Source organism: Nonomuraea sp. NPDC003214, assembly GCF_053590035.1.
The window spans coordinates 81,354-101,931 of the sequence record NZ_JBSFSX010000019.1 but is presented as its reverse complement, the minus strand read 5'-3'; the positions used below and the strand labels follow the sequence as shown (position 1 = coordinate 101,931).

At 72.3% G+C, this 20,578-nt stretch carries 19 protein-coding genes; 9 read left to right on the top strand and 10 right to left on the bottom strand.

Features of this window, described 5'->3' with window-relative positions:
* Window positions 1–179: 179 nt before the first annotated feature.
* Window positions 180–1,148, top strand: a complete 969-nt coding sequence (locus ACWDXC_RS39840) for an NAD-dependent epimerase/dehydratase family protein (protein ID WP_449991270.1) — start codon at window positions 180–182, stop codon at window positions 1,146–1,148.
* A gap of 13 nt (window positions 1,149–1,161) precedes the next feature.
* Here ACWDXC_RS39840 and ACWDXC_RS39835 read toward each other — a convergent pair whose 3' ends face one another.
* Window positions 1,162–2,547, bottom strand: coding sequence for an MFS transporter (locus ACWDXC_RS39835; RefSeq protein ID WP_449991268.1), 1,386 nt, complete (start codon window positions 2,545–2,547; stop codon window positions 1,162–1,164).
* Window positions 2,548–2,598: 51 nt separating this feature from the next.
* Between ACWDXC_RS39835 and ACWDXC_RS39830 the strand changes: the two genes are divergently transcribed.
* A complete protein-coding gene (locus tag ACWDXC_RS39830) occupies window positions 2,599–4,005 on the top strand; it encodes a purine-cytosine permease family protein (RefSeq protein ID WP_449991266.1) in 1,407 nt (468 codons plus the stop codon).
* Window positions 4,006–4,029: 24 nt separating this feature from the next.
* Entirely contained in the window at window positions 4,030–4,512 is a 483-nt protein-coding gene (locus tag ACWDXC_RS39825; RefSeq protein WP_449991264.1) for a hypothetical protein, read from the top strand.
* On the opposite strand, the gene ACWDXC_RS39820 is transcribed toward ACWDXC_RS39825, so the two are convergent.
* On the bottom strand, window positions 4,451–6,250 hold the full coding sequence (locus ACWDXC_RS39820) for an alkyl/aryl-sulfatase (protein WP_449991261.1): 1,800 nt from the start codon (window positions 6,248–6,250) through the stop codon (window positions 4,451–4,453). The two genes, ACWDXC_RS39825 and ACWDXC_RS39820, sit on opposite strands and share 62 nt — an antisense overlap.
* 96 nt (window positions 6,251–6,346) lie before the next feature.
* Between ACWDXC_RS39820 and ACWDXC_RS39815 the strand changes: the two genes are divergently transcribed.
* Together ACWDXC_RS39815 and ACWDXC_RS39810 are read left to right on the top strand one after the other, a co-directional pair.
* Window positions 6,347–6,973, top strand: a complete 627-nt coding sequence (locus ACWDXC_RS39815; RefSeq protein WP_449991259.1) for an HAD family hydrolase — start codon at window positions 6,347–6,349, stop codon at window positions 6,971–6,973.
* 18 nt (window positions 6,974–6,991) lie between these two features.
* Window positions 6,992–7,930 carry a ribose-phosphate diphosphokinase gene (locus ACWDXC_RS39810; protein ID WP_219511812.1) on the top strand — a complete coding sequence of 313 codons (939 nt, stop codon included), beginning with the start codon at window positions 6,992–6,994 and terminating at the stop codon, window positions 7,928–7,930.
* A 10-nt stretch (window positions 7,931–7,940) separates the two neighbouring features.
* Here the strand turns inward: ACWDXC_RS39810 and ACWDXC_RS39805 are convergent, their stop codons facing one another.
* Entirely contained in the window at window positions 7,941–8,435 is a 495-nt protein-coding gene (locus ACWDXC_RS39805) for a winged helix-turn-helix transcriptional regulator (protein WP_449991255.1), read from the bottom strand.
* Window positions 8,436–8,535: 100 nt separating this feature from the next.
* Between ACWDXC_RS39805 and ACWDXC_RS39800 the strand changes: the two genes are divergently transcribed.
* Window positions 8,536–9,957: an MFS transporter gene (locus ACWDXC_RS39800; RefSeq protein ID WP_449991253.1), complete on the top strand. Its 1,422-nt coding sequence runs from the start codon at window positions 8,536–8,538 to the stop codon at window positions 9,955–9,957.
* A gap of 14 nt (window positions 9,958–9,971) precedes the next feature.
* Here ACWDXC_RS39800 and ACWDXC_RS39795 read toward each other — a convergent pair whose 3' ends face one another.
* Window positions 9,972–10,727: an SDR family oxidoreductase gene (locus ACWDXC_RS39795; protein ID WP_449991250.1), complete on the bottom strand. Its 756-nt coding sequence runs from the start codon at window positions 10,725–10,727 to the stop codon at window positions 9,972–9,974.
* A 93-nt stretch (window positions 10,728–10,820) separates the two neighbouring features.
* Here ACWDXC_RS39795 and ACWDXC_RS39790 point away from each other — a divergent pair, with 93 nt between their 5' ends.
* The 3 genes from ACWDXC_RS39790 to ACWDXC_RS39780 all read left to right on the top strand — a co-directional run bounded on the left by ACWDXC_RS39790 (window position 10,821) and on the right by ACWDXC_RS39780 (window position 13,139).
* A complete protein-coding gene (locus ACWDXC_RS39790; RefSeq protein ID WP_449991248.1) occupies window positions 10,821–11,573 on the top strand; it encodes a nucleotidyltransferase domain-containing protein in 753 nt (250 codons plus the stop codon).
* Between the two features lie 27 nt (window positions 11,574–11,600).
* Entirely contained in the window at window positions 11,601–12,230 is a 630-nt protein-coding gene (locus ACWDXC_RS39785) for a maleylpyruvate isomerase N-terminal domain-containing protein (RefSeq protein WP_449991246.1), read from the top strand.
* Between the two features lie 72 nt (window positions 12,231–12,302).
* On the top strand, window positions 12,303–13,139 hold the full coding sequence (locus ACWDXC_RS39780; RefSeq protein WP_375072488.1) for an NAD(P)H-binding protein: 837 nt from the start codon (window positions 12,303–12,305) through the stop codon (window positions 13,137–13,139).
* Here the strand turns inward: ACWDXC_RS39780 and ACWDXC_RS39775 are convergent.
* The 6 genes from ACWDXC_RS39775 to ACWDXC_RS39750 all read right to left on the bottom strand — a co-directional run bounded on the left by ACWDXC_RS39775 (window position 13,118) and on the right by ACWDXC_RS39750 (window position 20,565).
* On the bottom strand, window positions 13,118–14,122 hold the full coding sequence (locus tag ACWDXC_RS39775; protein ID WP_364167518.1) for an ABC transporter ATP-binding protein: 1,005 nt from the start codon (window positions 14,120–14,122) through the stop codon (window positions 13,118–13,120). The two genes, ACWDXC_RS39780 and ACWDXC_RS39775, sit on opposite strands and share 22 nt — an antisense overlap.
* Window positions 14,119–15,093, bottom strand: a complete 975-nt coding sequence (locus tag ACWDXC_RS39770; RefSeq protein ID WP_449991241.1) for an ABC transporter ATP-binding protein — start codon at window positions 15,091–15,093, stop codon at window positions 14,119–14,121. The genes ACWDXC_RS39775 and ACWDXC_RS39770 overlap by 4 nt, the downstream gene beginning before the upstream one ends.
* Entirely contained in the window at window positions 15,090–15,971 is an 882-nt protein-coding gene (locus tag ACWDXC_RS39765) for an ABC transporter permease (protein ID WP_364167523.1), read from the bottom strand. The genes ACWDXC_RS39770 and ACWDXC_RS39765 overlap by 4 nt, the downstream gene beginning before the upstream one ends.
* Window positions 15,968–17,014 carry an ABC transporter permease gene (locus ACWDXC_RS39760; protein ID WP_364167525.1) on the bottom strand — a complete coding sequence of 349 codons (1,047 nt, stop codon included), beginning with the start codon at window positions 17,012–17,014 and terminating at the stop codon, window positions 15,968–15,970. The genes ACWDXC_RS39765 and ACWDXC_RS39760 overlap by 4 nt, the downstream gene beginning before the upstream one ends.
* Window positions 17,011–18,816, bottom strand: a complete 1,806-nt coding sequence (locus ACWDXC_RS39755) for an ABC transporter substrate-binding protein (protein WP_219511791.1) — start codon at window positions 18,814–18,816, stop codon at window positions 17,011–17,013. Before ACWDXC_RS39755 ends, ACWDXC_RS39760 begins: the two co-directional genes overlap by 4 nt.
* A 120-nt stretch (window positions 18,817–18,936) precedes the next feature.
* On the bottom strand, window positions 18,937–20,565 hold the full coding sequence (locus tag ACWDXC_RS39750) for an ABC-F family ATP-binding cassette domain-containing protein (protein WP_449991236.1): 1,629 nt from the start codon (window positions 20,563–20,565) through the stop codon (window positions 18,937–18,939).
* Window positions 20,566–20,578 lie beyond the last annotated feature (13 nt).

Below are 20,578 nucleotides of genomic sequence, written 5' to 3'. Positions count from 1 at the left end.
GTCCAACCCCTACCCCGAACCGGACATTCATGACGTTCGACGGCGTTCCCGCCACAAATCCAGTGAGCGGGAAGCAGGAGGACGGCGGACGGGGTGGGGCATGGGTTTCGCTTCCCGCGATTCCGCTGCGGGCGTGGGCCCCTGGGCGAGGCGGGGGCGGACGGGCACAGTGGGGTCCCATGGACGTATTGCTGCTGGGCGGGACCGAGTTCGTGGGCCGGGCGTTCGTCGAGGAGGCCCAGGCGCTCGGCTGGCGGGTGACGATGTTCAACCGGGGCACTCACCAGCCGCCCCCGGGGGTGACGGCGCTGCGCGGCGACCGCACGCGGGAGGGCGGGCTGGAGGCGCTGGCGCGCGGCGAGTGGGACGTGGTGGTCGACACGTGGTCGTGGGCCCCGTCGGCGGTGCGCGAGTCCGCGGCGCTGCTGGCCGGCCGGGCGGGCCATTATGTGTACGTGTCGAGCCGTTCGGTCTACGCGCCGCCGGTGCCCTACGGGGCCGACGAGAGCGCGCCGCTGGTGGAGGCCGGCGACGAGGGCTACGCCGCGATGAAGGCGGGCGGCGAGGAGGGCGCGACGGCGGCGTTCGGCGACCGGGCGCTGCTGGCGCGGGCGGGCCTGATCCTGGGCCCGCACGAGAACATCGGCAGGCTGCCGTGGTGGCTGACGAGGATCGCCAGGGGCGGCCCGGTGCTCGCGCCGGGCCCGCGTGACCTGGGCGTCCAGTACGTCGACGCGCGTGACCTGGCGCGCTGGTGCCTCGACGCGGCGGGGCGCGGGATCGGCGGCGCGTTCGACGTGGTGAGCCCGCCCGGGTTCACCACGATGGCGGAGCTGCTGGAGACGGCCGTGCGGGTAACCGGGTCGGACGCGGAGCTGCGCTGGGTGGACGCGGAGACGATCCTGGCGGCCGGGGTCCAGCCGTGGACCGAGCTGCCGATCTGGCTGGTGGGCGAGGACCACGCGTTCATGCACGGGGGCGACGTGTCCAAGGCCGTGGCGGCGGGGCTGCGGGTGCAGCCGGTGGCGGAGACGGTGGCCGACACGTGGGAGTGGCTGCGGAGCATCGGGGGCCGGGCCCCGATGCGCCCGGATCGTCCCTCGGTGGGGCTGGATCCGGCTGTGGAGGCCAGGCTGCTCGGCCTGTGAGGCGCGAGGAGGGTCAGCGTTCGGCCCGGCCCTTGGCGAGGTCGTAGAGGGCGGCGGCCAGGGCGACGCCGACGAAGGCCAGCACGACGAGGAGCCCGTGCCTGAAGGCGGCGGGCCAGCCGTCGCGCAGCGACCCGAAGAAGACCGATCCGGCGGCGGCGATGCCGATCGACGAGCCGAGCCGCTGCCCGGTCTGCAGCACCCCGGCGGCGCTGCCGCCGCCCGCCGGCGGCACCTCGGAGAGGCTGATCGCCTGGTTGGGCGCGATGACGAGCCCGCTGCCGATGCCGGCGACGAGCAGCGGCAGCGCGGTGGCGAGCCCGACGCCGGGACCGGGCACGAGCACGGTGGCCCAGACGGTCGACGCGAGCCCGGCGATGACGACGAGCAGACCGACGGCGACCACCCGCCGCCCGGCCCGCCCGACGAGCCGGCCGCCGAGCAGCGACGCCGACGCCGAGCCGAGCGCGAACGGGGTGATCGACAGCCCGGCCTGGAGCGGGCTGTAGTGGAGCCCGCTCTGCAGGTAGAGGGTGAAGATGAAGAAGATCCCGGTGAACCCGGCGAAGTAGAACAGCGCGATCGTGGTGCCGAGGCTGTAGGAGCGGCGGGCGAACAGCGCGAGCCGCACCAGCGGTTCCTTGCCGTAGGCCCGCTCCCAGGCGACGAAGCCGACGAGCACGGCCAGAGCGGCCGGGACGAGGAGCCAGGTGGCGGGGCTCTGCCACTGGTGCTGCTGGATGACGGGCAGCAGCAGCCCGGCGACGCCCGCGCCGAGCAGCAGCACGCCGACGGGGTCCATGCTCTCGCGCCGCCCCTGCCCGCGCGGCATGGCGGGCAGCAGTTTGCGGGCCAGCGGCAGCAGCGCGAGCCCGATCGGCACGTTCACCAGGAACACCCACCGCCAGCCGTGGTCGGCGCCGAACACGGTGACGAGCGCGCCGCCGATGAGCGGCCCCGCGGCGGTGGACACGCCGATGGTGGCGCCGAGCGCGCCGAACGCCCGCCCGCGCTCGGCGCCCTGGAACATCTGCTGGATCAGCCCCGACACCTGCGGGTTGATCACCCCGGCGGCCAGGCCCTGGAGCAGCCGGGCGACGACCAGCACCGGCATGCTGGGCGCGAGCCCGCACGCGGCGCTGGCCAGGGTGAACAGCAGCACGCCCAGGACGAACAGGTCGCGCCGGCCGCGCGCGTCGCCGAGCCGCCCGGCGGGCACCAGCAGCAGCCCGAACGTCAGCGCGTAGCCGGACAGGATCCACTGCAGGCCGTCGGCGGAGCCGTGCAGGCTCTCCCTGATCGAGGGCAGGGCGACGTTGACGATGCTCACGTCCAGGCCGGACATGAACGCCGCCACGAGGCAGACGGCCAGCGCGGGCCTGCGCGGGTCAGGCGTCACGGCGGTCACATCCCCCTTTTCCGCCACATGTACCCCGGGTACCGTCCGATCATGGACACGTTGGCAGTGGAGCGGAACGGCATCAACGCGATCCCCGAGGGGGAGCGCCGCGGCCGGCCGTCGGATCTGTTCTGGCCGTGGGCGGGCTCGAACCTGTCGCTGTTCGGGGTCGCGTTCGGCGTGTACGTGGTCGGGCTCGGGCTGGGCGTCGTCCCCGCGATCATCACCGGGGCGGTCGGCTACGCGCTCTCGTTCGGCCTGGTCGGGCTGGTGGCCGTGGCCGGGTCCCGGTCCGGGGTGCCGACGATGACGCTGGGCCGGGCGCCGTTCGGCTACCAGGGCAACAAGCTGCCCGCCGCGCTGTCGTACGTCTCGAACGTGGGCTGGGAGACCGTGCTGGTCACGCTCGCGGCGCAGGGCGGGGCGGCGATCCTGGGCCGGGTCGCGCCGGGCGTGCCCGCCACGACGGCGACGGCGGTGTGCTTCGCGGTGGCGGCGCTGGTGACGATCGCGGTCGGGGTGTACGGGCACGCGATGATCATGGTGGTGCAGCGGTACCTGACCTACGCGTTCATCGTGCTGACCGTGATCTACATGGTGCTGATGGCGCCGCGCCTGGGCACCGCGCTGGAGGGCGGCGACGCGGGGCCGGGCGCCTGGGTGGGCGGGGTGATCTTCGCGATGACGCTGCTCGGCCTGGGCTGGGTCAACTGCGGGGCCGACTACTCGCGTTACCTGCCGTCGGCGTCGCGGCCCTCGCGGGTGGCGCTGTGGACGACGCTGGGCGGGGCGCTGCCGCCGATGGTGCTGCTGGTGTTCGGCGTGCTGCTGGCGGGCGGCGACCCGGAGCTGGCCGGCGCGGCGGCCGGTGACCCGGTGGCGGCGCTGGCGGGGGCGCTGCCGACCTGGTTCCTGCTGCCGTACCTGCTGACCGCCATCGGCGGGTTCCTGGCCGGGGCGATCATGGACATCTACTCGTCCGGCCTGTCGATGCTGGCGCTGGGCGTGCCGATCAGGCGGCACTACGCGGTGCTGATCGACGGCCTGCTCATGGTGCTCGGCGGCTACTACCTGCTGTTCGTCTCGACCAGCTTCCTGGCCACGTTCCAGGCGTTCCTGGCGATCATCGGCGTGGTGATGGCGGCCTGGGTCGCGGTCTTCCTGGTGGACCTGTGGCGGCTGCGCGACGGCGGGCGCGCCTACGACGAGCGGCTGCTGCGGCCGGGCGCGCCGGCGGTCAACTGGGCGGGCGTGGTGTCGCTGGTGGCGGCCTCGTTCGTCGGCATCGGCCTGATCAGCTCGGCCGACCCGAACATCGCGGGCCTGGTCGGCTTCCTGATGAGCGACGACCTGAAGGCGGGCACGTTCGCCTCGGCCAACATCGGCGTGGTCGTCGCGCTGGTGCTGGCGGGCGTGCTCTATCTCGCCTTCTCCAGCGTGGCGCCCAGGCGGCGCTGACCTGCGCGGATTACGCTCGGTGGCATGGTGCGGCTGCTCTGGTGGGCGGTCCACGGCGCGTCGGCGGTGCTGCTGCTGGCGGCCGTGGGCGGCGACGGGCGGCCCGTCGTGGCCGTCGCCGGCGTGCTGCTGGCAGCGCTCTACGCGGCCGGGCCGGTGTTCGGCAGCGGCCTGAGCCGCACCGGCGAGCGGGTCTGGCTGGTGACGCTCACCTGCGCGTGGGCGGGCCTGGCGACGCTGTCGGCGCCGTTCGCCTGGCTGGTGTTCCCCCTGTTCTTCGCCTTCCTGTACGTGCTTCCGCTGTGGGCGGCGACGTTCGCCGTGACCGTGCTGGCGTGCGCGGCCGGGGCGGCGGCGAGCTGGCACGCGGGCGGCGTGTCGGCGCCCCTGCTCGCCGGTCCGGCGGCCGGGGCGGTGCTGGCGACGCTCATGTGGGCAGGACCGGTCACGGGGTCACGATCGCGAAGCCGGGCACGGGACCGTCCAGCACGGCCACCAGGCGCCTGAGCACGCCCGTGTCGCCCTCCCGGTCCACGCCCTCCACGCACTTGCCCGTGAGCAGCGCGAGGAGCTGCGCCTTGGTGAGCGTGAGCGTCAGGTCGACCTCCGCCTCCGGCGGGTTCTCCTGGTGGACGAGCGCCCCGTTGGAGAGCGTCGTACGGTGCCGCTCCCCCAGGTCGGTCAGGTGCCAGTCGATCGACAGCCGCTCGTGCCAGGCTCGTGGCCCGTTGACCCGGATGGCGATCGAGTCGAAGATCTGGCTCACGCTCAGCGCCGCGATCAGGTCGGGCGAGGGCTGCGCGGCCGTGGCGGGCACGATCCCGTCGGCCAGCTCCAGCGCCCCCATCAGGTACGAGTTCCGCCAGGTGGCGTTCTCGGCACCGTGCCCGAGCCGGGTGTAGACCTCGGCCAGCAGGTCGCGGGCCGGTTTGTTGCCCTCATCGGCGAAGACCGCGTGGTTGAGCAGCTGGGCGGCGAAGCGCAGGTCGCCGGCGTCGAGGTAGGCCCTGGCGAAGGCGACCACGGCGGCGCCGCCGCCCAGGCACTCCACGTAGCGGATCGCGCTCTGCCGGGGCGGGTGCTCCCACAGGTGGGCCGGGTTGCCGTCGAACCAGCCGAGGTAGTGCTGGTAGATGGCCTTGACGTTGTGGCCGGTCGAGCCGTAGTAGCCGTGGGTGTGCCAGACCTGCTCAAGGCCGGGCGGGAGCTGCAGGTGCTCGGCGATCTCCGGGCCGGTCATGCCCTGGTTCATCAGGCGCAGTGTCTGGTCGTGCAGGTAGGCGTACAGGTCGCGCTGCTCCGACAGGAAGCGGACGATGTTCTCGCCGCCCCAGGAGGGCCAGTGGTGGGAGGCGAAGGCCACGTCGGCGGCGTCGCCGAACAGCGTGATGGCCTCGGTGAGGCAGTGCGTCCAGCGGCGCGGATGGCGCACCGGGGCGCCGCGCAGCGACAGCAGGTTGTGCTGGTTGTGGGTGGCGTTCTCGGCCAGGAAGAGCGCCCGGCGGTCGGGCAGCAGGAACGACATCTCGGGTGGCGCGTCGGCGCCGGGCGCGAGCTGGAAGCTGAACCGCACGCCGTCGACGGTCTCCTCCTGGCCGGTGCGCGTGACGTACAGGGTGGGCGGGATGAGGGAGATCGTCCCGGTGGAGGAGGCCATGCCGAGGCCGGCGCCGACCTGGCCCCACGGTGACCTGTCGAGGGCGGGGCCTTCCATGTAGACGGCGCGGCGGGTCATGGCGGGCGCGGCGTAGACGCTCTCGGCGGCGGCGTGTTCGAGGAAGCCCTCGGGGGCCAGGATGGGCACGCCGCCGCCGGTGACGCCGCGTACGCCGCCGAAGTGGTCGACGTGCGAGTGCGTGTAGACGACGCCGGTGACCGGGCGTTCGCCGCGGTGGTCCTGGTAGAGGCGGAGCGCGGCGGCGGCGCACTCGGTGGAGATGAGCGGGTCGACCACGACGACCCCGGTGTCGCCCTCGACCAGGGTCATGTTCGACAGGTCGAGCCCGCGGACCTGGTAGATGCCGTCGGCCACCTCGTACAGGCCCTGCCTGGCGCAGAGCTGGCCCTGTCTCCACAGGCTGGGGTGGACGGTCTCGGGGCAGTCGGCCTGGAGGAAGGCGTAGGCGTCGTTGTCCCAGACGACCCGGCCGTCGACGTCCTTGACCACGGCCGGGGTCAGACCGGCGATGAACCCGCGATCCGCGTCCTCGTAGTCCTGGCGATCGTGGAATGGAAGGTCGGCCATGCCGGGTGCATGCCCCAAAATCACCACAGACAGGGCCAAAGGTCGGGCAATACGGACAAAAGGCGGATGTGATTTGCTGGGCCCATGAAAGCGTGCGTGTTCGATCTCGACGGGGTGCTCGTCGACTCCGAGCCGGTGTGGGAAGAGGTGCGGCGGGCCTTCGTCGCCGGCCACGGCGGCGTGTGGCAGGACGACACCCAGTCCAGGCTCATGGGCATGAGCACCGGCGAGTGGGCCGCCTACCTGCACGAACTCGGCGTGGACCTGCCGCCGGGCGAGATCGCCAGGCGCGTGATCGAGCAGATGGCGGCCCGCTACCGCGACGGCGTGCCGCTGATGCCCGGCGCCACCGAGGCCGTCCGGCGGCTGGCCGCATCCGTGACGCTCGGCCTGGCCAGCTCCTCGCCCCGGGCGCTGATCGACGTGGTGCTCGACGCCAGCGGCCTGACGAGCTGCTTCACGGCCACCGTGTCGACCGAGGAGGTCGCGCGCGGCAAGCCCGCCCCCGACGGCTACCTGGAGGCGGCCCGCAGGCTCGGCGCCGACCCGGCGGACTGCGTGGCCGTCGAGGACTCCAGCAACGGCCTGCGCTCCGCCGACGCGGCCGGCATGCGCGTGATCGCCGTCCCGCACCCGCGCTACCCGCCCGCGCCCGACGCGCTGGCCCTGGCCTGGCGCGTCGTCGACGACCTCGGCTCGCTCACGCCCGGCCTGCTGGCCTGACTGTAGGGTGTGGGAATCGTGCGAGACATCACGGTTTTCAGCGGAAGTGCACACCCGGAGCTGGCTGAGGAGATCTGCGCCCAGCTCGGCACCCCACTCCACCCGGTCAAGGTCGACCGCTTCGCCAACGACGTCATCGAGGTCCAGCTCCAGGCCAACTGCCGCGAGCGTGACGTGTTCCTGATCCAGCCGCTCGTGCCGCCCACCCAGGAGCATCTGGTCGAGCTGCTGCTCATGCTCGACGCCGCCCGGGGCGCCTCGGCGGCCAGGACGACCGTGGTCATGCCGCACTACGCCTACGCGCGCTCCGACAAGAAGGACGCGCCGCGCATCTCGATCGGCGCGCGGCTCGTCGCCGACCTGATGGCGACGGCCGGAGCGGGCCGGGTGCTGACGATGACGCTGCACTCCCCGCAGGTGCACGGCTTCTTCAGCGTCCCCGTCGACCACCTCCACGCGCTGCGCGAGCTGGCCGCGCACTTCCGGCGCTACGACCTGTCCGACACCGTCGTGGTCTCCCCCGACCTGGGCAACGCCAAGGAGGCCGCGCACTTCGCCCGCCTGATCGGCGCGGGCGTGGCGATGGGCGCCAAGCAGCGCTTCGCCGACGACCGGGTGGTGATCAGCTCGGTCATCGGCGACGTGGCGGGCAAGGACGTGATCATCCTGGACGACGAGATCGCCAAGGGCAGCACGGTCATCGAGCTGCTCGACCGGCTGCGCGAGCGCGGCGTCCGCTCGGTGCGCGTGGCGTGCACCCACGGGCTGTTCGCCGACGGCTCGATCGAGCGGCTCAGCGCGCTGCCCGAGGTCGAGGAGATCGTGTGCACCAACACGGTCCCGCCGCCCAAGCCCAGCGACAAGCTCACGGTGCTGTCGGTCGCCCCGGCGCTGGCGGAGGCCATGCGCCGGATCCACTGCGGCGAGTCGGTCAGCGCCCTGTTCGGCACGTCCTGACGCCTCGGGCTCAGCGGGAGCCCGTCAGCACGCCGCGGGCGATCTCGGCCCGCCTGCCCGCGTCGGCCTCGGCCGCCTCCTGCTCGGCCAGGACGCGGGCGTCGTAGGCGGCGCGGGCCGTGGCGATCTCGTTCTGGTGCGACTCGGTCCAGGTGACCAGCTCGCGGATGGTGGAGTGCAGGGTCGCGCCCAGCGAGGTCAGCTCGTAGTCGACGCGCGGCGGCACGGTCGGGTGCACGGTCCTGCTGACCAGCCCGTCGCGCTCCAGGTGGCGCAGCGTGCGCGTGAGCATGCGCTGGCTGACCCCGTCGATCATCCGGCGCAGCTCGCTGAAGCGCAGGCTGCGCCGGTCGAGCAGCGCGATGACCAGCAGTGACCACTTGTCGGCCACGCGGTCGAGGATCTGCCTGACCTCGCAGTCCTCGCGGGTGTCCCACTGCAGGACGTCGTAGTCGCCGCCGGTATCCCCGCAGTAACCGAGGGACTGTGAAGTGCCGTCTTCCATGACACCTCATGGTGCTCGACGATGCTGCTGGTTACAAGAGGGAACCGGCATGCTGTTGAGTAACCGTGACCGGTTCCGTGCTGTCGAGAGGAATGGAACCGTGTCCACACCTGTGCACACCCGCATGGACGCACGCGCCCGGGGCGTGCTCCTCGTCCTGGCGGGAGCCGTCTTCCTGGAAGGGATCGACGTGGCCATGCTGAACGTGGCCCTGCCGTCGATCCGGGCCGACCTGGGCCTGTCCACCGGCACGCTCAGCGGCGTCGTCAGCGCGTACGTGCTCGGCTACGGCGGATTCATGCTGCTGGGCGGCCGGGCGGCCGACCTGCTGGGCCGGCGCCGGATGTTCCTGTTCTGGCTGGCCGTCTTCCTGGCCTTCTCCGGCCTGGGCGGATTCGCGACCGAGGGGTGGATGCTGCTCGTCGCCCGGTTCGTGACCGGGGTCGCCGCCGCGTTCATGGCCCCGGCCGGGCTGTCGCTGATCACCGGCACCTTCCCGGAGGGGCCGCAGCGCACCAAGGCGCTCGGCGTGTACGCCGGGACGGCGGCGGGCGGCTTCTCGCTCGGCCTGGTCGCGGGCGGGCTGCTGACCTCGATCGGGTGGCGCTGGGTGTTCTTCGCGCCGGTGATCATGGCGGCGGTGATCCTGGCCGCCGCGCTGATCCTGATCAAGGAGACGCCGGCGCCCGAGCGGCCCGCGGGCGTGTTCGACCTGGCCGGCGCGTTCAGCATCACCGGCGCCATGCTGCTGCTGGTCTACGGCGTGGTCCGGCTGGAGCACCCGGGTGACGGCCTGGCGGGCACGCTCGGCGTGTTCGGCGCCGGGTTCCTGCTGCTGGTGGCCTTCGTGCTGATCGAGCGGCGGGCCGCCTACCCCCTGGTGCGGCTGGGCATCCTGCGCTCCGGGCCGCTGGTGCGGGCCAACCTGGGCGCGCTGCTGTTCCTGGCGTCGTTCGCCGGGTTCCAGTTCGTCGCCACCCTCTACCTCCAGGAGGTGCGCGGCTGGAGCAGCCTGCAGACGGGGCTGGCCATGCTCGTGATCGGCATGGACACCGTCCTGGCCCCGACGCTCACCCCGAGGCTGGTCAACCGCTTCGGCAACGCCCGAGTGCTGTTCGGGGGGCTGGTGGTGGCCGCGCTCGGCTACGCGCTGTTCCTGCCGATCGGCATGGACTGGACGTACGCGGCGATGCTGCCGACCATGCTGCTGCTCGGGCTGGCGTTCTCGCTGGCGTACGGGCCGCTGACCATGGCGGCCACCGACGGCGTCGCCGAGCACGAGCACGGCCTGGCGAGCGGGCTGCTCTACACGGCCTTCCAGTTCGGCACCGCGCTCGGGCTGTCGGCGGTGACCGCCGTGAGCGTGGCGGCGCTCGGCGGCGCGGCCACGCCGGAGGCGGCGCTGGACTCGCTCCGGCTCGCCCTGCTCGTCCCGGTGGGGGCGGCGGTCGCGGGCGTGGTGATCGCGGCCTTCGGGCTCCGGCGCCGCGCCGGCGTCCGGCCCGCCACGGCGCCGGCCTGAGCCCGGCGTGCCGGTCAGGCCATGCCGCCGTTGCTCTTCAGGAGCTGGCCGTTGATCCAGCCGCCCTGCGGCGAGCAGAGGAACTCCACCAGGTGGGCGGTGTCCTGCGGGGTGCCCAGGCGGCCGAGCGGCGTGGCGCTCAGGCAGGCGTCACGCACCTCGTCCGACATCCAGCCGGTGTCGACCGGGCCGGGATTGACGACGTTGGCCGTGATGCCGAGGTGGGCGAACTCGTGGGTGGCCGCCAGCGTGATCCGGTCGAGGGCTCCCTTGCTGGCGCCGTAGGGCAGGTTGTGCACGGTGTGGTCGCTGGTCAGGCTGATGATGCGGCCGGTGCCGTGCGCGCCGCGGAAGCGGCGGCCGTACTCGCGGACGAGCAGCCAGGTGGCGCGGGCGTTGACGGCGAAGTGCCGGTCGAAGCTTTCGACGGTGGTGTCGAGCAGGCCGGAGTCGACCGATTCGCAGTGGCACATCACCAGCGCGGTGACCGGGCCCAGGCGTTCGGCGGCGTCGAAGATCCGGGCGGCGGCCTCGGGGTCGGCGAGGTCGGCCTCGACCGCCACGGTGGCCGCGCCGCGTCCGGTCAGCTCCCGGTCGATCTCCTCCGTCGCGCCCGGCTCGACGCCCCAGGCCATGCGTTCGTCGTACGGGTGCCAGTAGGTGAAGGCGAGGTCCCAGCCGGCGTCGGCCAGGCGCAGGGCGATGCCGGCGCCGATGCCGGTGGTGCGCCCCACCCCGGTCACCAGGGCGAGCGGGCGTTCAGCGGTCATGAACCCGATCGTTTCGGGCGCCCCCGGCACCCGGCAACCGGTTTTACCGGCCGCCGTATGGATGGGCGGCGGCTGATCGTTCACAGTGGCAGCATGCACACTTCCACGGAGCTTCTGCTGACGCGCTTCCTCGCGGAGGTCGGGCCGGTCGTGCCGCTCGTGGCGCTGTGGGCGCACGGGTCGCTGGCCAGGGGCGACTACCAGCCGGGCCGGAGCGATCTGGACCTGGTCGCCGTGGTGGAGAGGCCGCTCACCGACGCGGAGCGCGGCCGGCTGGAGGCGCTTCACCAGGGGCTCGACCTGCCGCTGGCCGGGCAGCTGCACTGCTCCTACCTGCCGGTGGCGCGGCTGGCCGATCCGGGCGAGCGGCACGTGACGTGGGCGATGGCGGAGCTGTTCGAGCGGCCGGTCACCGCCGTCACCCGCCGCGAGCTGCTGACGGGGGCGCTGGAGCTGTACGGGGAGCCGCCGGACGCGCTGATCCCGCCGGTGTCCGACGGCGAGCTGGCCGACTTCGTCCGGGCGGATCTGCGTGACTTCTGGCTGGTCAAGCTCGGCGGGCGGCGGCGCTGGCTGCGCGAGGTGTGGGTGGATCTCGGCATGGTGACGGTGGCGCGGGCGACGGTGACGCTGCGGGACGGGCGGCTGATCACCAAGCGGGAGGCGCTCGACGTGCTGGCCGAGCTGGGCGCGCCGGACGTGGTGGTGGCCGACATCCGCGCCAGGCGGTACGGGACGCCGCCGCCGGTGCTGAGCCGGTTCCGCAGGGCGAAGCTGGCCCGGCGGTTCATCCGGGACGCGATCACGCGGACCGCCAGGGATAACCTTGGCGAAAACCCGCAATGACACCGCAATGAGGGGATATCACCACCTATGGGGGAGATCAGGAACGCGTACGTGACGGCGGCCGCTTCGGCGGCGGCGCTGCTGCGGGACCCCGCCGTCGCGGCGGCCTGGGACAAGCCGAGCGCGCTGACCGAGTTCAGCGTCGGCGGGCTGGCCGGACACCTGGCGCAGCAGCTCGTGCGCGTCGACGGCGCGCTGGCGAGCGAGGGCGCCGGGGAGCCGATCCGGCTGCTGGAGCACTACACGCGCTCCCCGTGGGTGCAGGAGGGCCTCGACCACGAGAGCAACGTGAACATCAGGCGCGGCGGCGAGCAGGCCGCCGCCCGTGGGGCCGAGGCGCTGGCGGCGGCCACGGAGGAGCTGCTCGACCGCCAGCGGACCGCGCTCGCGGCGGAGCCCGCCGACCGGGTGATCGACCTGCCGAACTGGTCGCTGCTGCTGGACGACTTCCTGCTGACCCGGCTGATCGAGCTCGTGGTGCACGCCGACGACCTGGCCGCCAGCGTCGGGGTGCCGACTCCCGAGCTGCCGCCGCAGGTCGTGGAGCCGGTCGTCGAGATGCTGGCGCGGCTGGCCGTGCACCGGCACGGCGCGACCGCGGTGATCCGCACGCTGAGCAGGGCCGAGAGGGCTCCGGCGGCGATCAGCGCCTTCTAGTGGAATGAAACGTTCTGTTCTGCTATTCTGAGATCAGAACGTTCCGTTCCGCACATCTAGAAGGAGCATGCCATGACTTTCCTCGTCACCGGAGCCACCGGGACCGTCGGCCGCCTCGTCGTGGAGGAGCTCCTGCGCGCCGGCCACAGCGTCCGGGCCCTGACCAGGGACGCCGCCAAGGCCGATCTGCCCGAGGGCGTCGAGGTCGTCGAGGGCGACCTGGCCAGGCCCGAGACGCTGGCCGCCGCGTTCGACGGCGTCGAGGCCGCGCACCTGATCAACTTCGCCGGCGACGACTACGCTCCCCTCCAGCACGGCGACCGCATCGCCGCGCTGGCGGCCGAGGCCGGGGTGAAGCGGGTGACCGTGCTCGGCGGGCGCGCCGACGGCGCGCTGGAGCAGGCCCTGGCCGCCACCGGCATGGAGTGGACGCTGCTGCACCCGGTCGAGTTCATGTCCAACACGCTCAAGTGGTGGACGCACTCCGTCAGGAGCGAGGGGGTCGTCCGCGAGCCGTTCGGCGACCGGCTCAGCGCGATGGTGCACGAGCGCGACATCGCCGCCGTGGCCGCGACCGTGCTGGCCGAGGGCGGGCACGGCGGCGAGAGCCTGACGCTGACCGGCCCCGCCGCCGTCACCACCGCCGAGAAGGTCCGGCTGCTGGGCGAGGCCCTCGGCGCCGAGATCCGCTTCGTCGAGCTGACCGAGGACGAGGCCCGCGCCCAGTGGCGCTCGTTCGGCATGGGCGAGGAGACGATCGCGTTCCTCATCGACGCCCTCGGCAACACCCCGGACGTCGGCAAGACCGTGGTCCCGACCGTCGAGCAGGTCACCGGCAGGCCCGCCCGGAGCTTCGCCGAGTGGGCCGCCGAGAACGCGGCGGCCTTTCAGCCCGTGGCGTCCGCGTAGTAGCAGGCCGCCTGCGCGGCGGCCGAAGCAGGCAGGATGTCGAGCAGCTCACCCCTGCACCGGGCGTCCACGCCGGCCTCGGCCGCCTTGCCGGAGGCGAGCACCTGGCAGCGGGCGTGGAAACGGCAGCCGCCCGGGATGCGGGTCGGGTCCGGCGGCTCGCCCGTCAGCACCACCCGTTCGGGCGACTCGGGCAGCACCGACAGCAGCGCCTGCGTGTAGGGGTGGCGCGGCGCGGTCAGCACCTGCTCGACCGGCCCCGACTCGACGATCCGGCCCAGGTACATCACCGCCACCCGGTCGGCGATGTTCCACGCCAGGCCCAGGTCGTGGGTGACGACCAGCGCCGACAATCCCAGCTCGTCCCGGAGCTTGAGCATCAGCGCCAGGATCTCGCCGCGCACCGAGGCGTCCAGCGAGGCCACCGGCTCGTCGGCGATCAGCACCTTCGGGTTCAGCGCCAGCGCACCGGCGATCACCACGCGCTGCCGCTGACCGCCGGACAGCTCGTGCGGGTAGCGCAGCAGGAACCGCTCCGGCGGGCGCAGCCCGGCCCGCGACAGCGCGGAGTTCACGATGTCGGCCTCGTCGGGCAGGCCGTGGATGCGCGGCCCCTCGGCCACCGCCTCGTAGACGGTGTGCCGCGGGTTGAGCGAGCCCGTCGGGTCCTGGAGGACGAGCTGCACCTGCCTGCGGTATTCCTTCAGCGCCTTCGAGCCGTACTTCAGCGGCCGGCCGTCGAAGTGGACGGTGCCCGCCGTGGGCTTCTCCAGGCCGAGCAGGGTGCGGGCGAGCGTCGTCTTGCCGCAGCCGGACTCGCCGACCAGCGCCACGATCTCGCCCTCGCCGACCGCGAGGTTCACGCCGTCGACCGCGCGGGCCCGCCGCCCGCGCGAGGCGAACTCCACGCGCAGGTCACGGGCTTCGAGCAGGGTGCGGCGGGCCGTGCTCACGGTCTCCGCCGGTGCTTCGGTCTCGGTCATGAGGCCTCCTCCTTCGCCCGTACGTGCACGCAGGCGGCGCTGCGGCGGTCACCGGCGGGCCACAGCTCGACGTCGAGCGACGAGCACTCCTCCAGCGCGATCGGGCAGCGCGGGTGGAAGGCGCAGCCGGACGGCAGGTGCATGGGGTCGGGCGGGTCGCCGCCGAGCCCCTTGGGCGCCAGCCGGGAGACCGGGTCGCCGACCGTGGGGAACGCCGCCGCCAACGCCCTGCTGTAGGGGTGCTTGGCGTCGTGGAACACCTCGCGCGACGGGCCGTGCTCGACGACGCGGCCCGCGTACATGACCGCGAGCTGCCCGCACACGTCGGCGAGGACCGACAGGTCGTGCGAGATCATGATGAGGGAGATGTCGTGCTTGGCGACCAGGTCCTTGATCAGCGTCAGCACCTGGGCCTGGACCATCACGTCGAGCGCGGTCGTCGGCTCGTCGGCGATGATCAGCTTGGGCGAGCAGGCGAGCGCCATCGCGATCATCACGCGCTGGCGCTGCCCGCCGGACAGCTCGTGCGGGTAGCTCTGCGCCCGCCAGGCGGGCATGCCCACCTGGCCGAGCAGCTCGGCCACCCGCTTGTCCGCCTGGTCGGGCTTGGCCAGGCCGTGCACCAGCATCGGCTCGGCGATCTGCTCGCCGATCCGGCGCACCGGGTTGAGCCCGTGCTGCGCGCCCTGGAACACGATCGAGGCCTCCGCCCAGCGCACCGCGCGCAGCCGGCCCCACTTCATGGTCAGCACGTCCTCGCCGCCGAGCAGGATCCGGCCGCCGACGCGCGCGTCCCGCGGCAGCAGCCGCAGCAGCGCCATGGCCAGCGTCGACTTGCCGGACCCCGACTCGCCGGCGACCCCGAGCGCGGCGCCGCTGTCGAGCGACAGCGACACCCCGCGCACGGCGGGGACCTCGCCGGAGGCGATCCGGTACGTCACCGAGACGTCGTCCAGTTCGAGGAGGGTCATGCGCCCGCCTTCCGCAGTCGCGGGTTGAGCACGGCCTCCAGCGCCCGGCCGCACAGCGTGAACGCCATGACGACCGCGACGATGCACAGGCCGGGGATCAGGATGTACCACCAGGCGCCCGAGGTGGCCGCGCCCCAGTCGTAGGAGCCGCGCAGCATCGTGCCCCACGAGGTCTTGTTCGCGCTGACGCCGAGGAAGGCCAGCGTGGACTCGGTGACGATGGCGCTGGCGACCTCCAGCGTGGTGCTGGCCAGCAGCAGCGGCGCCACGTTTGGCAGCACGTGCCGGGTGGTGACGTGCCAGTGGCCGGCGCCGAGCGCCTTGGAGCGCTCGATGTACGGCCGGGCCTCGACGGCCAGCGTCTGGGCGCGGATCAGCCGGGCGGTCGTCGGCCAGGTGGTGACGCCGATCGCCATGATGATCGTGAACGTGCTGCCGCCCATGATGGCCGCCAGCACCAGGGCCGTGACCAGCGAGGGCAGCACCAGGAACCAGTCGGTCACCCGCAGGATGACCGCGCTGACCCAGCCGCGGAAGTGCCCGGCGGCGATGCCGAGCACGGTGCCGATCAGCATGCTGACCAGCGCCGCGAGGAAGCCGATGAGCAGCGACGTGCGCGAGCCCCACCACACCATGAGCAGGATCGAGCGGCCCGACTCGTCGGTGCCGAACGGGAACTCCAGGCTGGGCGGCTGCATCGGCTTGCCGGGGGCGTTGACGACGCCGGTGACGCTCTGGTCGATGAACAGCGGCGCGACCACGGCCAGCAGCGCGGCGACGACCAGGATGACCAGGCCCACGACACCGGCCCGCTGCCTGCTGAAGTCCTTCCAGAACCGGGTCAGCGACTGCCGCCTGCGTGCCGACGCGACGCTCATGCCGACCTCACCCTCGGGTCGAGGATGTGGTAGATCACGTCGGCCAGCGTGTTCATGATGATCACGGCGACCGTGATGAGCATGAACGTGCCCTGCATCAGCGTGAAGTCAGGCACCCTGACCGCCTCGTAGAAGAGCTGCCCGAGGCCGGGCCAGCTGAAGATGGTCTCCACCGTGACCGCGCCGCCCACGACGAAGCCGACGCGCATGAACACCAGCGTGACCGTCGGGAGCAGCGCGTTGGGCACCGCGTGCCGCCGCCGCACGTCGTCGTCGCGCAGGCCCTTGGCCCGGGCGGTGGTGATGTAGTCCTGGCCCACCTCGTCGAGCAGGGACGAGCGCATGACCAGCAGGTACTGGGCGTAGACCACGCCGACGAGGGTGATGACGGGCAGCACCATGTGGTGCGCGACGTCGAGCACGTAGGCGAACCCGTCGGGCGCGTCGACGCTCTGGATGCCCCGCGACGGGAAGATCTTGAGGTAGGCGCCGAACACCAGCAGCAGGAGCAGCCCGAGCCAGAACGTCGGCACCGACCACAGCACCAGCGAGGTGCCGGTGGAGAACCGGTCGAACCGGCTGCCGTGGCGCCACCCGGCCCGCATGCCCTGCCAGATGCCGAGGCTGACCGCGACCGCGAGGCCGACGCCCGCCAGCAGCAGCGTGGCGCCGATCCGGTCCCCGATGAGGTCGAGCACCGGGCGCTTGTACTCGTAGGACATGCCGAGGTCGAAGCGGAGCGTGTCGCCCAGGAAGTTGAGGAACTGGTTGATCAGCGGCTCGTCGAGGCCGAGCCTGCGGCGTTCCATGTCCAGTTGCTCGGGGGTCATGTTGCGTCCCTGGGCCAGGGCCCGTACGGGATCTCCCGGGAGCAGCCGGAACAGGAAGAACGTTCCGATGATCACCATGGCGATGCTGAACAACGCCCCGCCGGCCTTCGACAGCGCGTAGCGCAGGATGCCGTGGCGGGCGGGGCGATGGTCCTCAGCGGGGCCCGCCGCCTGGGAGGCGGCGGGTTCCACTGCTTCGAGAGGTGCTGTCATTCTCGGTCGTCCGCGGCACTCTTACGCCGCCTGGTGAGGAAGAAGGCTCCGAGGCCGATGACCACCACGGCCCCGACCACGCCGGCGATCAGGCCGGTGTTGGAGCCGCCCTCGGCCTCGGCGGCGGCCGGCTCGACGGCCTCCAGCGAGTAGAACGGCCAGAAGCTGCTGGCGCCGTACAGGATGCCGTCCTGCTCGGGCACCGAGGTGACGCTCTTGATGCGGTCCTTGCGGTAGCCCTCGAGGTCGTTGGTGTAGTAGATCGCGATGACCGGGGCGTCGGTGTAGAGGCGCTCCTGCATCTGCTTGATCAGCTCGGCGCGCTTGGGCCGGTCGAGCTCCTTGAGCTGCTCCTGGTAGAGCTTCTCGAAGGTCTCGTCGCAGTAGAACGACTCGGTGCCGCCGCCCTCGCCGGACGGGGTCGGCCGGCGGCTGCACAGGTGCGTCGCCAGGACCTCCTCCGGGTCGGGGTTGACCGACCAGCCGCTGATCGCGATGTCGAACAGGCCGGTGACGCCGGTCTCCTCGGTGAACTTGCTGGAGTCGAGCTTCTTGGTGGTCAGCGTGATGCCGATCTCCTTGAAGAACCCGGTCAGGTATTCGGCGAGCTTGTCCTCGATCGGGGTGTCGGTGTGGATGCTGAAGCGGAACTCCAGCTTGCGGTCACCGTCGGGCATCGTGCGGACGCCGTCGGCGCCCTTCTTGTAGCCGGCCTCGTCGAGGATCTGGTTGGCCTTGGCCGGGTCGTAGGTGACCTTGGTGTCGCCGCTGGCCTCCCAGAAGAAGTCCGTGTACATGGGCGGCACGATCGAGCCGTGGGCGGGCTTGGCCAGGCCGTTCTGCACCTCGGCGACGAGCTTGTCCTTGTCGATGGCGTAGTGCAGCGCCTGGCGGACCTTCTGGTCCTTGAGCGCCGGGTGGCCGTCGCCGACGGGCTTGTCGTCGGTGGTGGTGGCGCCGTGGTTGATCTGCAGGTAGTTGGCGCGGCGGCCCTGCTGGTTCCACTGGACGATGTTGGGGTCGCCCTTGAGCGCCTCGAACTCCGGCGGGTTGAGCCGGCCGATCAGGTCGATCTCGCCGTTCTTCAGGCCGACGATCGAGGCCGCGGGGTTGTCGTAGAAGATGACCTGAAGCTCGTCGATCTTGGGGGCGCCCCGCCAGTAGTTGGGGTTGGCCTTGAGCTTGACGTACTGGTCCTTCTTGTGCTCGACGGCGATGTACGGGCCGCTGACCACGGCCGGGTACTGGTCGCCGGAGAACTGGCCGAGGTCGGTGACCTTCTCCCACACATGCTTGGGCATGATCGGGATCGGGTTCTCCAGCATCGAGGCCTGCGGGGCCTTGAGCTTGATGACCAGGTCCTGGCCGTTGGCCGTGACGCTCTCGAAGTTCTCGACGGCGGGGCCGTTGGCGGTCTTGGCCGCGTCGTCGGTCATGATCTTGTTGAACGTCCAGGCGGCGTCCTCGGCGGTGACCGGCTGGCCGTCGGACCACTTCGTCTGGCGGATCTTGAACGTCCAGGTGAGGCCGTCCTCGGACGTGGTCCACGACTCGGCCAGGTCGGGGCTCGGCTTGAGCGTCTTGGAGTCGGGCACCGTGAGGAACCCGTACATCCAGCGGTGGATCGAGGTGGAGACCAGGCGGACCGCGAGGAAGGGGTTCATCGAGTCGACGGCCTGGGTGGCGCCCACACGTACGATCTTCTTCCCCGCCGCAGGGTCCTGCGCTAGGGCCGCCTGGCCCTGACCGGCTACCAACAGCGCGACGCCCAGCACAGCCAGGCGCGCGAGCCATTTCCTCATGAGTGCCTCACCTTCAGGCGGGGGGTTATCTGTGTAGAGCACGGCACACCATAGGAACGTCGCATGTCAACGAGTGGCGGAGAATTGTTTCATCTTCGTTTCCTTGCGCGGTGTAAATTTTCAGCGGGCTTCGGTGACCGCGCCCGACTCCACCCGCAGCCGGCGATCGACGTGCACGGCGTCGAGCATCCGGCGGTCGTGCGTGACCAGCAGCAGGGTGCCCGGGTAGCTCGCCAGCGCCGACTCCAGCTGCTCGATGGCGGGCAGGTCGAGATGGTTGGTCGGCTCGTCGAGCACGAGCAGGTTAACACCCCTGGCCTGCAACAACGCCAGCGCGGCCCGGGTGCGCTCGCCGGGTGACAGCGTGGCCGCCGAACGCAGCACGTGCCCGGCCTTGAGCCCGAACTTGGCCAGCAGGGTTCGCACGTCGGCGGGCACCAGCTCGGGCACGTGCGTGGCGAACGCGTCGAGCAGCGCCTCCTCGCCCTCGAACAGCCCGCGCGCCTGGTCGACCTCGCCGACGACGACGCCGGGGCCGAGCGCGGCGTGCCCCTCGTCCAGCTCGGTCCGGCCGAGCAGGGCGGCCAGCAGCGTGGTCTTGCCCGCGCCGTTGGGTCCGGTGATCGCCACCCGCTCCGCCCAGCCGAGCTCCAGGTCGACCGGGCCGAGCGTGAACGTGCCGCGCCGGACCACCGCGCCGCGCAGCGTCGCCACGACCGCGCCGGAGCGGGGCGCGGCGGCGATCTCCATCCGCAGCTCCCACTCCTTGCGCGGCTCCTCGACGACCTCCAGCCGCTCGATCATCTTGTCGGTCTGGCGGGCCTTGGCCGCCTGCTTCTCGGTGGCCTCGACGCGGGCGTTGCGGCCGATCTTGTCGTTGTCGGGCATCTTGCGGCGGGCGTTCTTGACGCCCTTCTCCATCCAGGCCCGCTGGGTGCGGGCGCGCGCCTCCAGCTGGGCGCGGGTCTCCGCGTACTCCTCGTACTGCTCCCTGGCGTGCCGCCTGGCGACCTCGCGTTCGTCCAGGTACGCCTGGTAGCCGCCGCCGTAGAGGTGAATCTGCTGCTGGGCCAGGTCGAGCTCCAGGACCTTGGTGACGGTCCTGGCCAGGAACTCGCGGTCGTGGCTGACGAGCACGGTGCCGGCGCGCAGCCCGTTGACGAAGCCCTCCAGCCGGTCGAGGCCGTCGAGGTCCAGGTCGTTGGTCGGCTCGTCGAGCAGGAACAGGTCGTAGCGGCTGAGCAGCAGCGACGCCAGCCCGGCGCGGGCCGCCTGGCCGCCGGACAGGGAGGTCATGAGCTGGTCCAGGCCGACCGTCAGCCCGATCGTCTCGGTGCGCTCCTCCAGGTCGGCGCCGCCGAGCGACAGCCACCGCTCCAGGGCCACGCTGTAGGCGTCGTCGGCGCCGGGCGCCTGCTCGACCAGGCCCTGCGTGGCGGCGTCGAGCTCGCGCTGCGCCTGGGCCACGCCGGTGCGCCGGGCCAGGAACTCCCTGACCGTCTCGCCCGGCCTGCGGTCGGGCTCCTGCGGCAGGTGGCCGACGGTGGCCGTGGCCGGGCTGAGCCGGATCGTGCCCTGCTCCGGCCGGTCGATCCCGGCCAGCATGCGCAGCAGCGTGGACTTGCCCGCGCCGTTGGCCCCCACGAGCCCGATCACGTCGCCGGGGGCCACCACGAGATCGAGCCCGGAGAACAGCACCCGCTCCCCGTGTCCGGCCGCCAGATCCCGCACCACCATGGTCGCACTCATGTGGGCCGATGCT

Excerpts from the sequence above, each read along its gene's own strand:
- ACWDXC_RS39840 (WP_449991270.1), top strand. The coding sequence starts at position 180 with ATGGACGTATTGCTGCTGGGCGGGACCGAGTTCGTGGGCCGGGCGTTC.
- ACWDXC_RS39830 (WP_449991266.1), top strand. The coding sequence starts at position 2,599 with ATGGACACGTTGGCAGTGGAGCGGAACGGCATCAACGCGATCCCCGAG.
- ACWDXC_RS39825 (WP_449991264.1), top strand. The coding sequence starts at position 4,030 with ATGGTGCGGCTGCTCTGGTGGGCGGTCCACGGCGCGTCGGCGGTGCTG.
- ACWDXC_RS39820 (WP_449991261.1), bottom strand. The coding sequence starts at position 6,250 with ATGGCCGACCTTCCATTCCACGATCGCCAGGACTACGAGGACGCGGAT.
- ACWDXC_RS39805 (WP_449991255.1), bottom strand. The coding sequence starts at position 8,435 with ATGGAAGACGGCACTTCACAGTCCCTCGGTTACTGCGGGGATACCGGC.
- ACWDXC_RS39795 (WP_449991250.1), bottom strand. The coding sequence starts at position 10,727 with ATGACCGCTGAACGCCCGCTCGCCCTGGTGACCGGGGTGGGGCGCACC.
- ACWDXC_RS39790 (WP_449991248.1), top strand. The coding sequence starts at position 10,821 with ATGCACACTTCCACGGAGCTTCTGCTGACGCGCTTCCTCGCGGAGGTC.
- ACWDXC_RS39785 (WP_449991246.1), top strand. The coding sequence starts at position 11,601 with ATGGGGGAGATCAGGAACGCGTACGTGACGGCGGCCGCTTCGGCGGCG.
- ACWDXC_RS39780 (WP_375072488.1), top strand. The coding sequence starts at position 12,303 with ATGACTTTCCTCGTCACCGGAGCCACCGGGACCGTCGGCCGCCTCGTC.
- ACWDXC_RS39775 (WP_364167518.1), bottom strand. The coding sequence starts at position 14,122 with ATGACCGAGACCGAAGCACCGGCGGAGACCGTGAGCACGGCCCGCCGC.
- ACWDXC_RS39770 (WP_449991241.1), bottom strand. The coding sequence starts at position 15,093 with ATGACCCTCCTCGAACTGGACGACGTCTCGGTGACGTACCGGATCGCC.
- ACWDXC_RS39765 (WP_364167523.1), bottom strand. The coding sequence starts at position 15,971 with ATGAGCGTCGCGTCGGCACGCAGGCGGCAGTCGCTGACCCGGTTCTGG.
- ACWDXC_RS39760 (WP_364167525.1), bottom strand. The coding sequence starts at position 17,014 with ATGACAGCACCTCTCGAAGCAGTGGAACCCGCCGCCTCCCAGGCGGCG.
- ACWDXC_RS39755 (WP_219511791.1), bottom strand. The coding sequence starts at position 18,816 with ATGAGGAAATGGCTCGCGCGCCTGGCTGTGCTGGGCGTCGCGCTGTTG.
- ACWDXC_RS39750 (WP_449991236.1), bottom strand. The coding sequence starts at position 20,565 with ATGAGTGCGACCATGGTGGTGCGGGATCTGGCGGCCGGACACGGGGAG.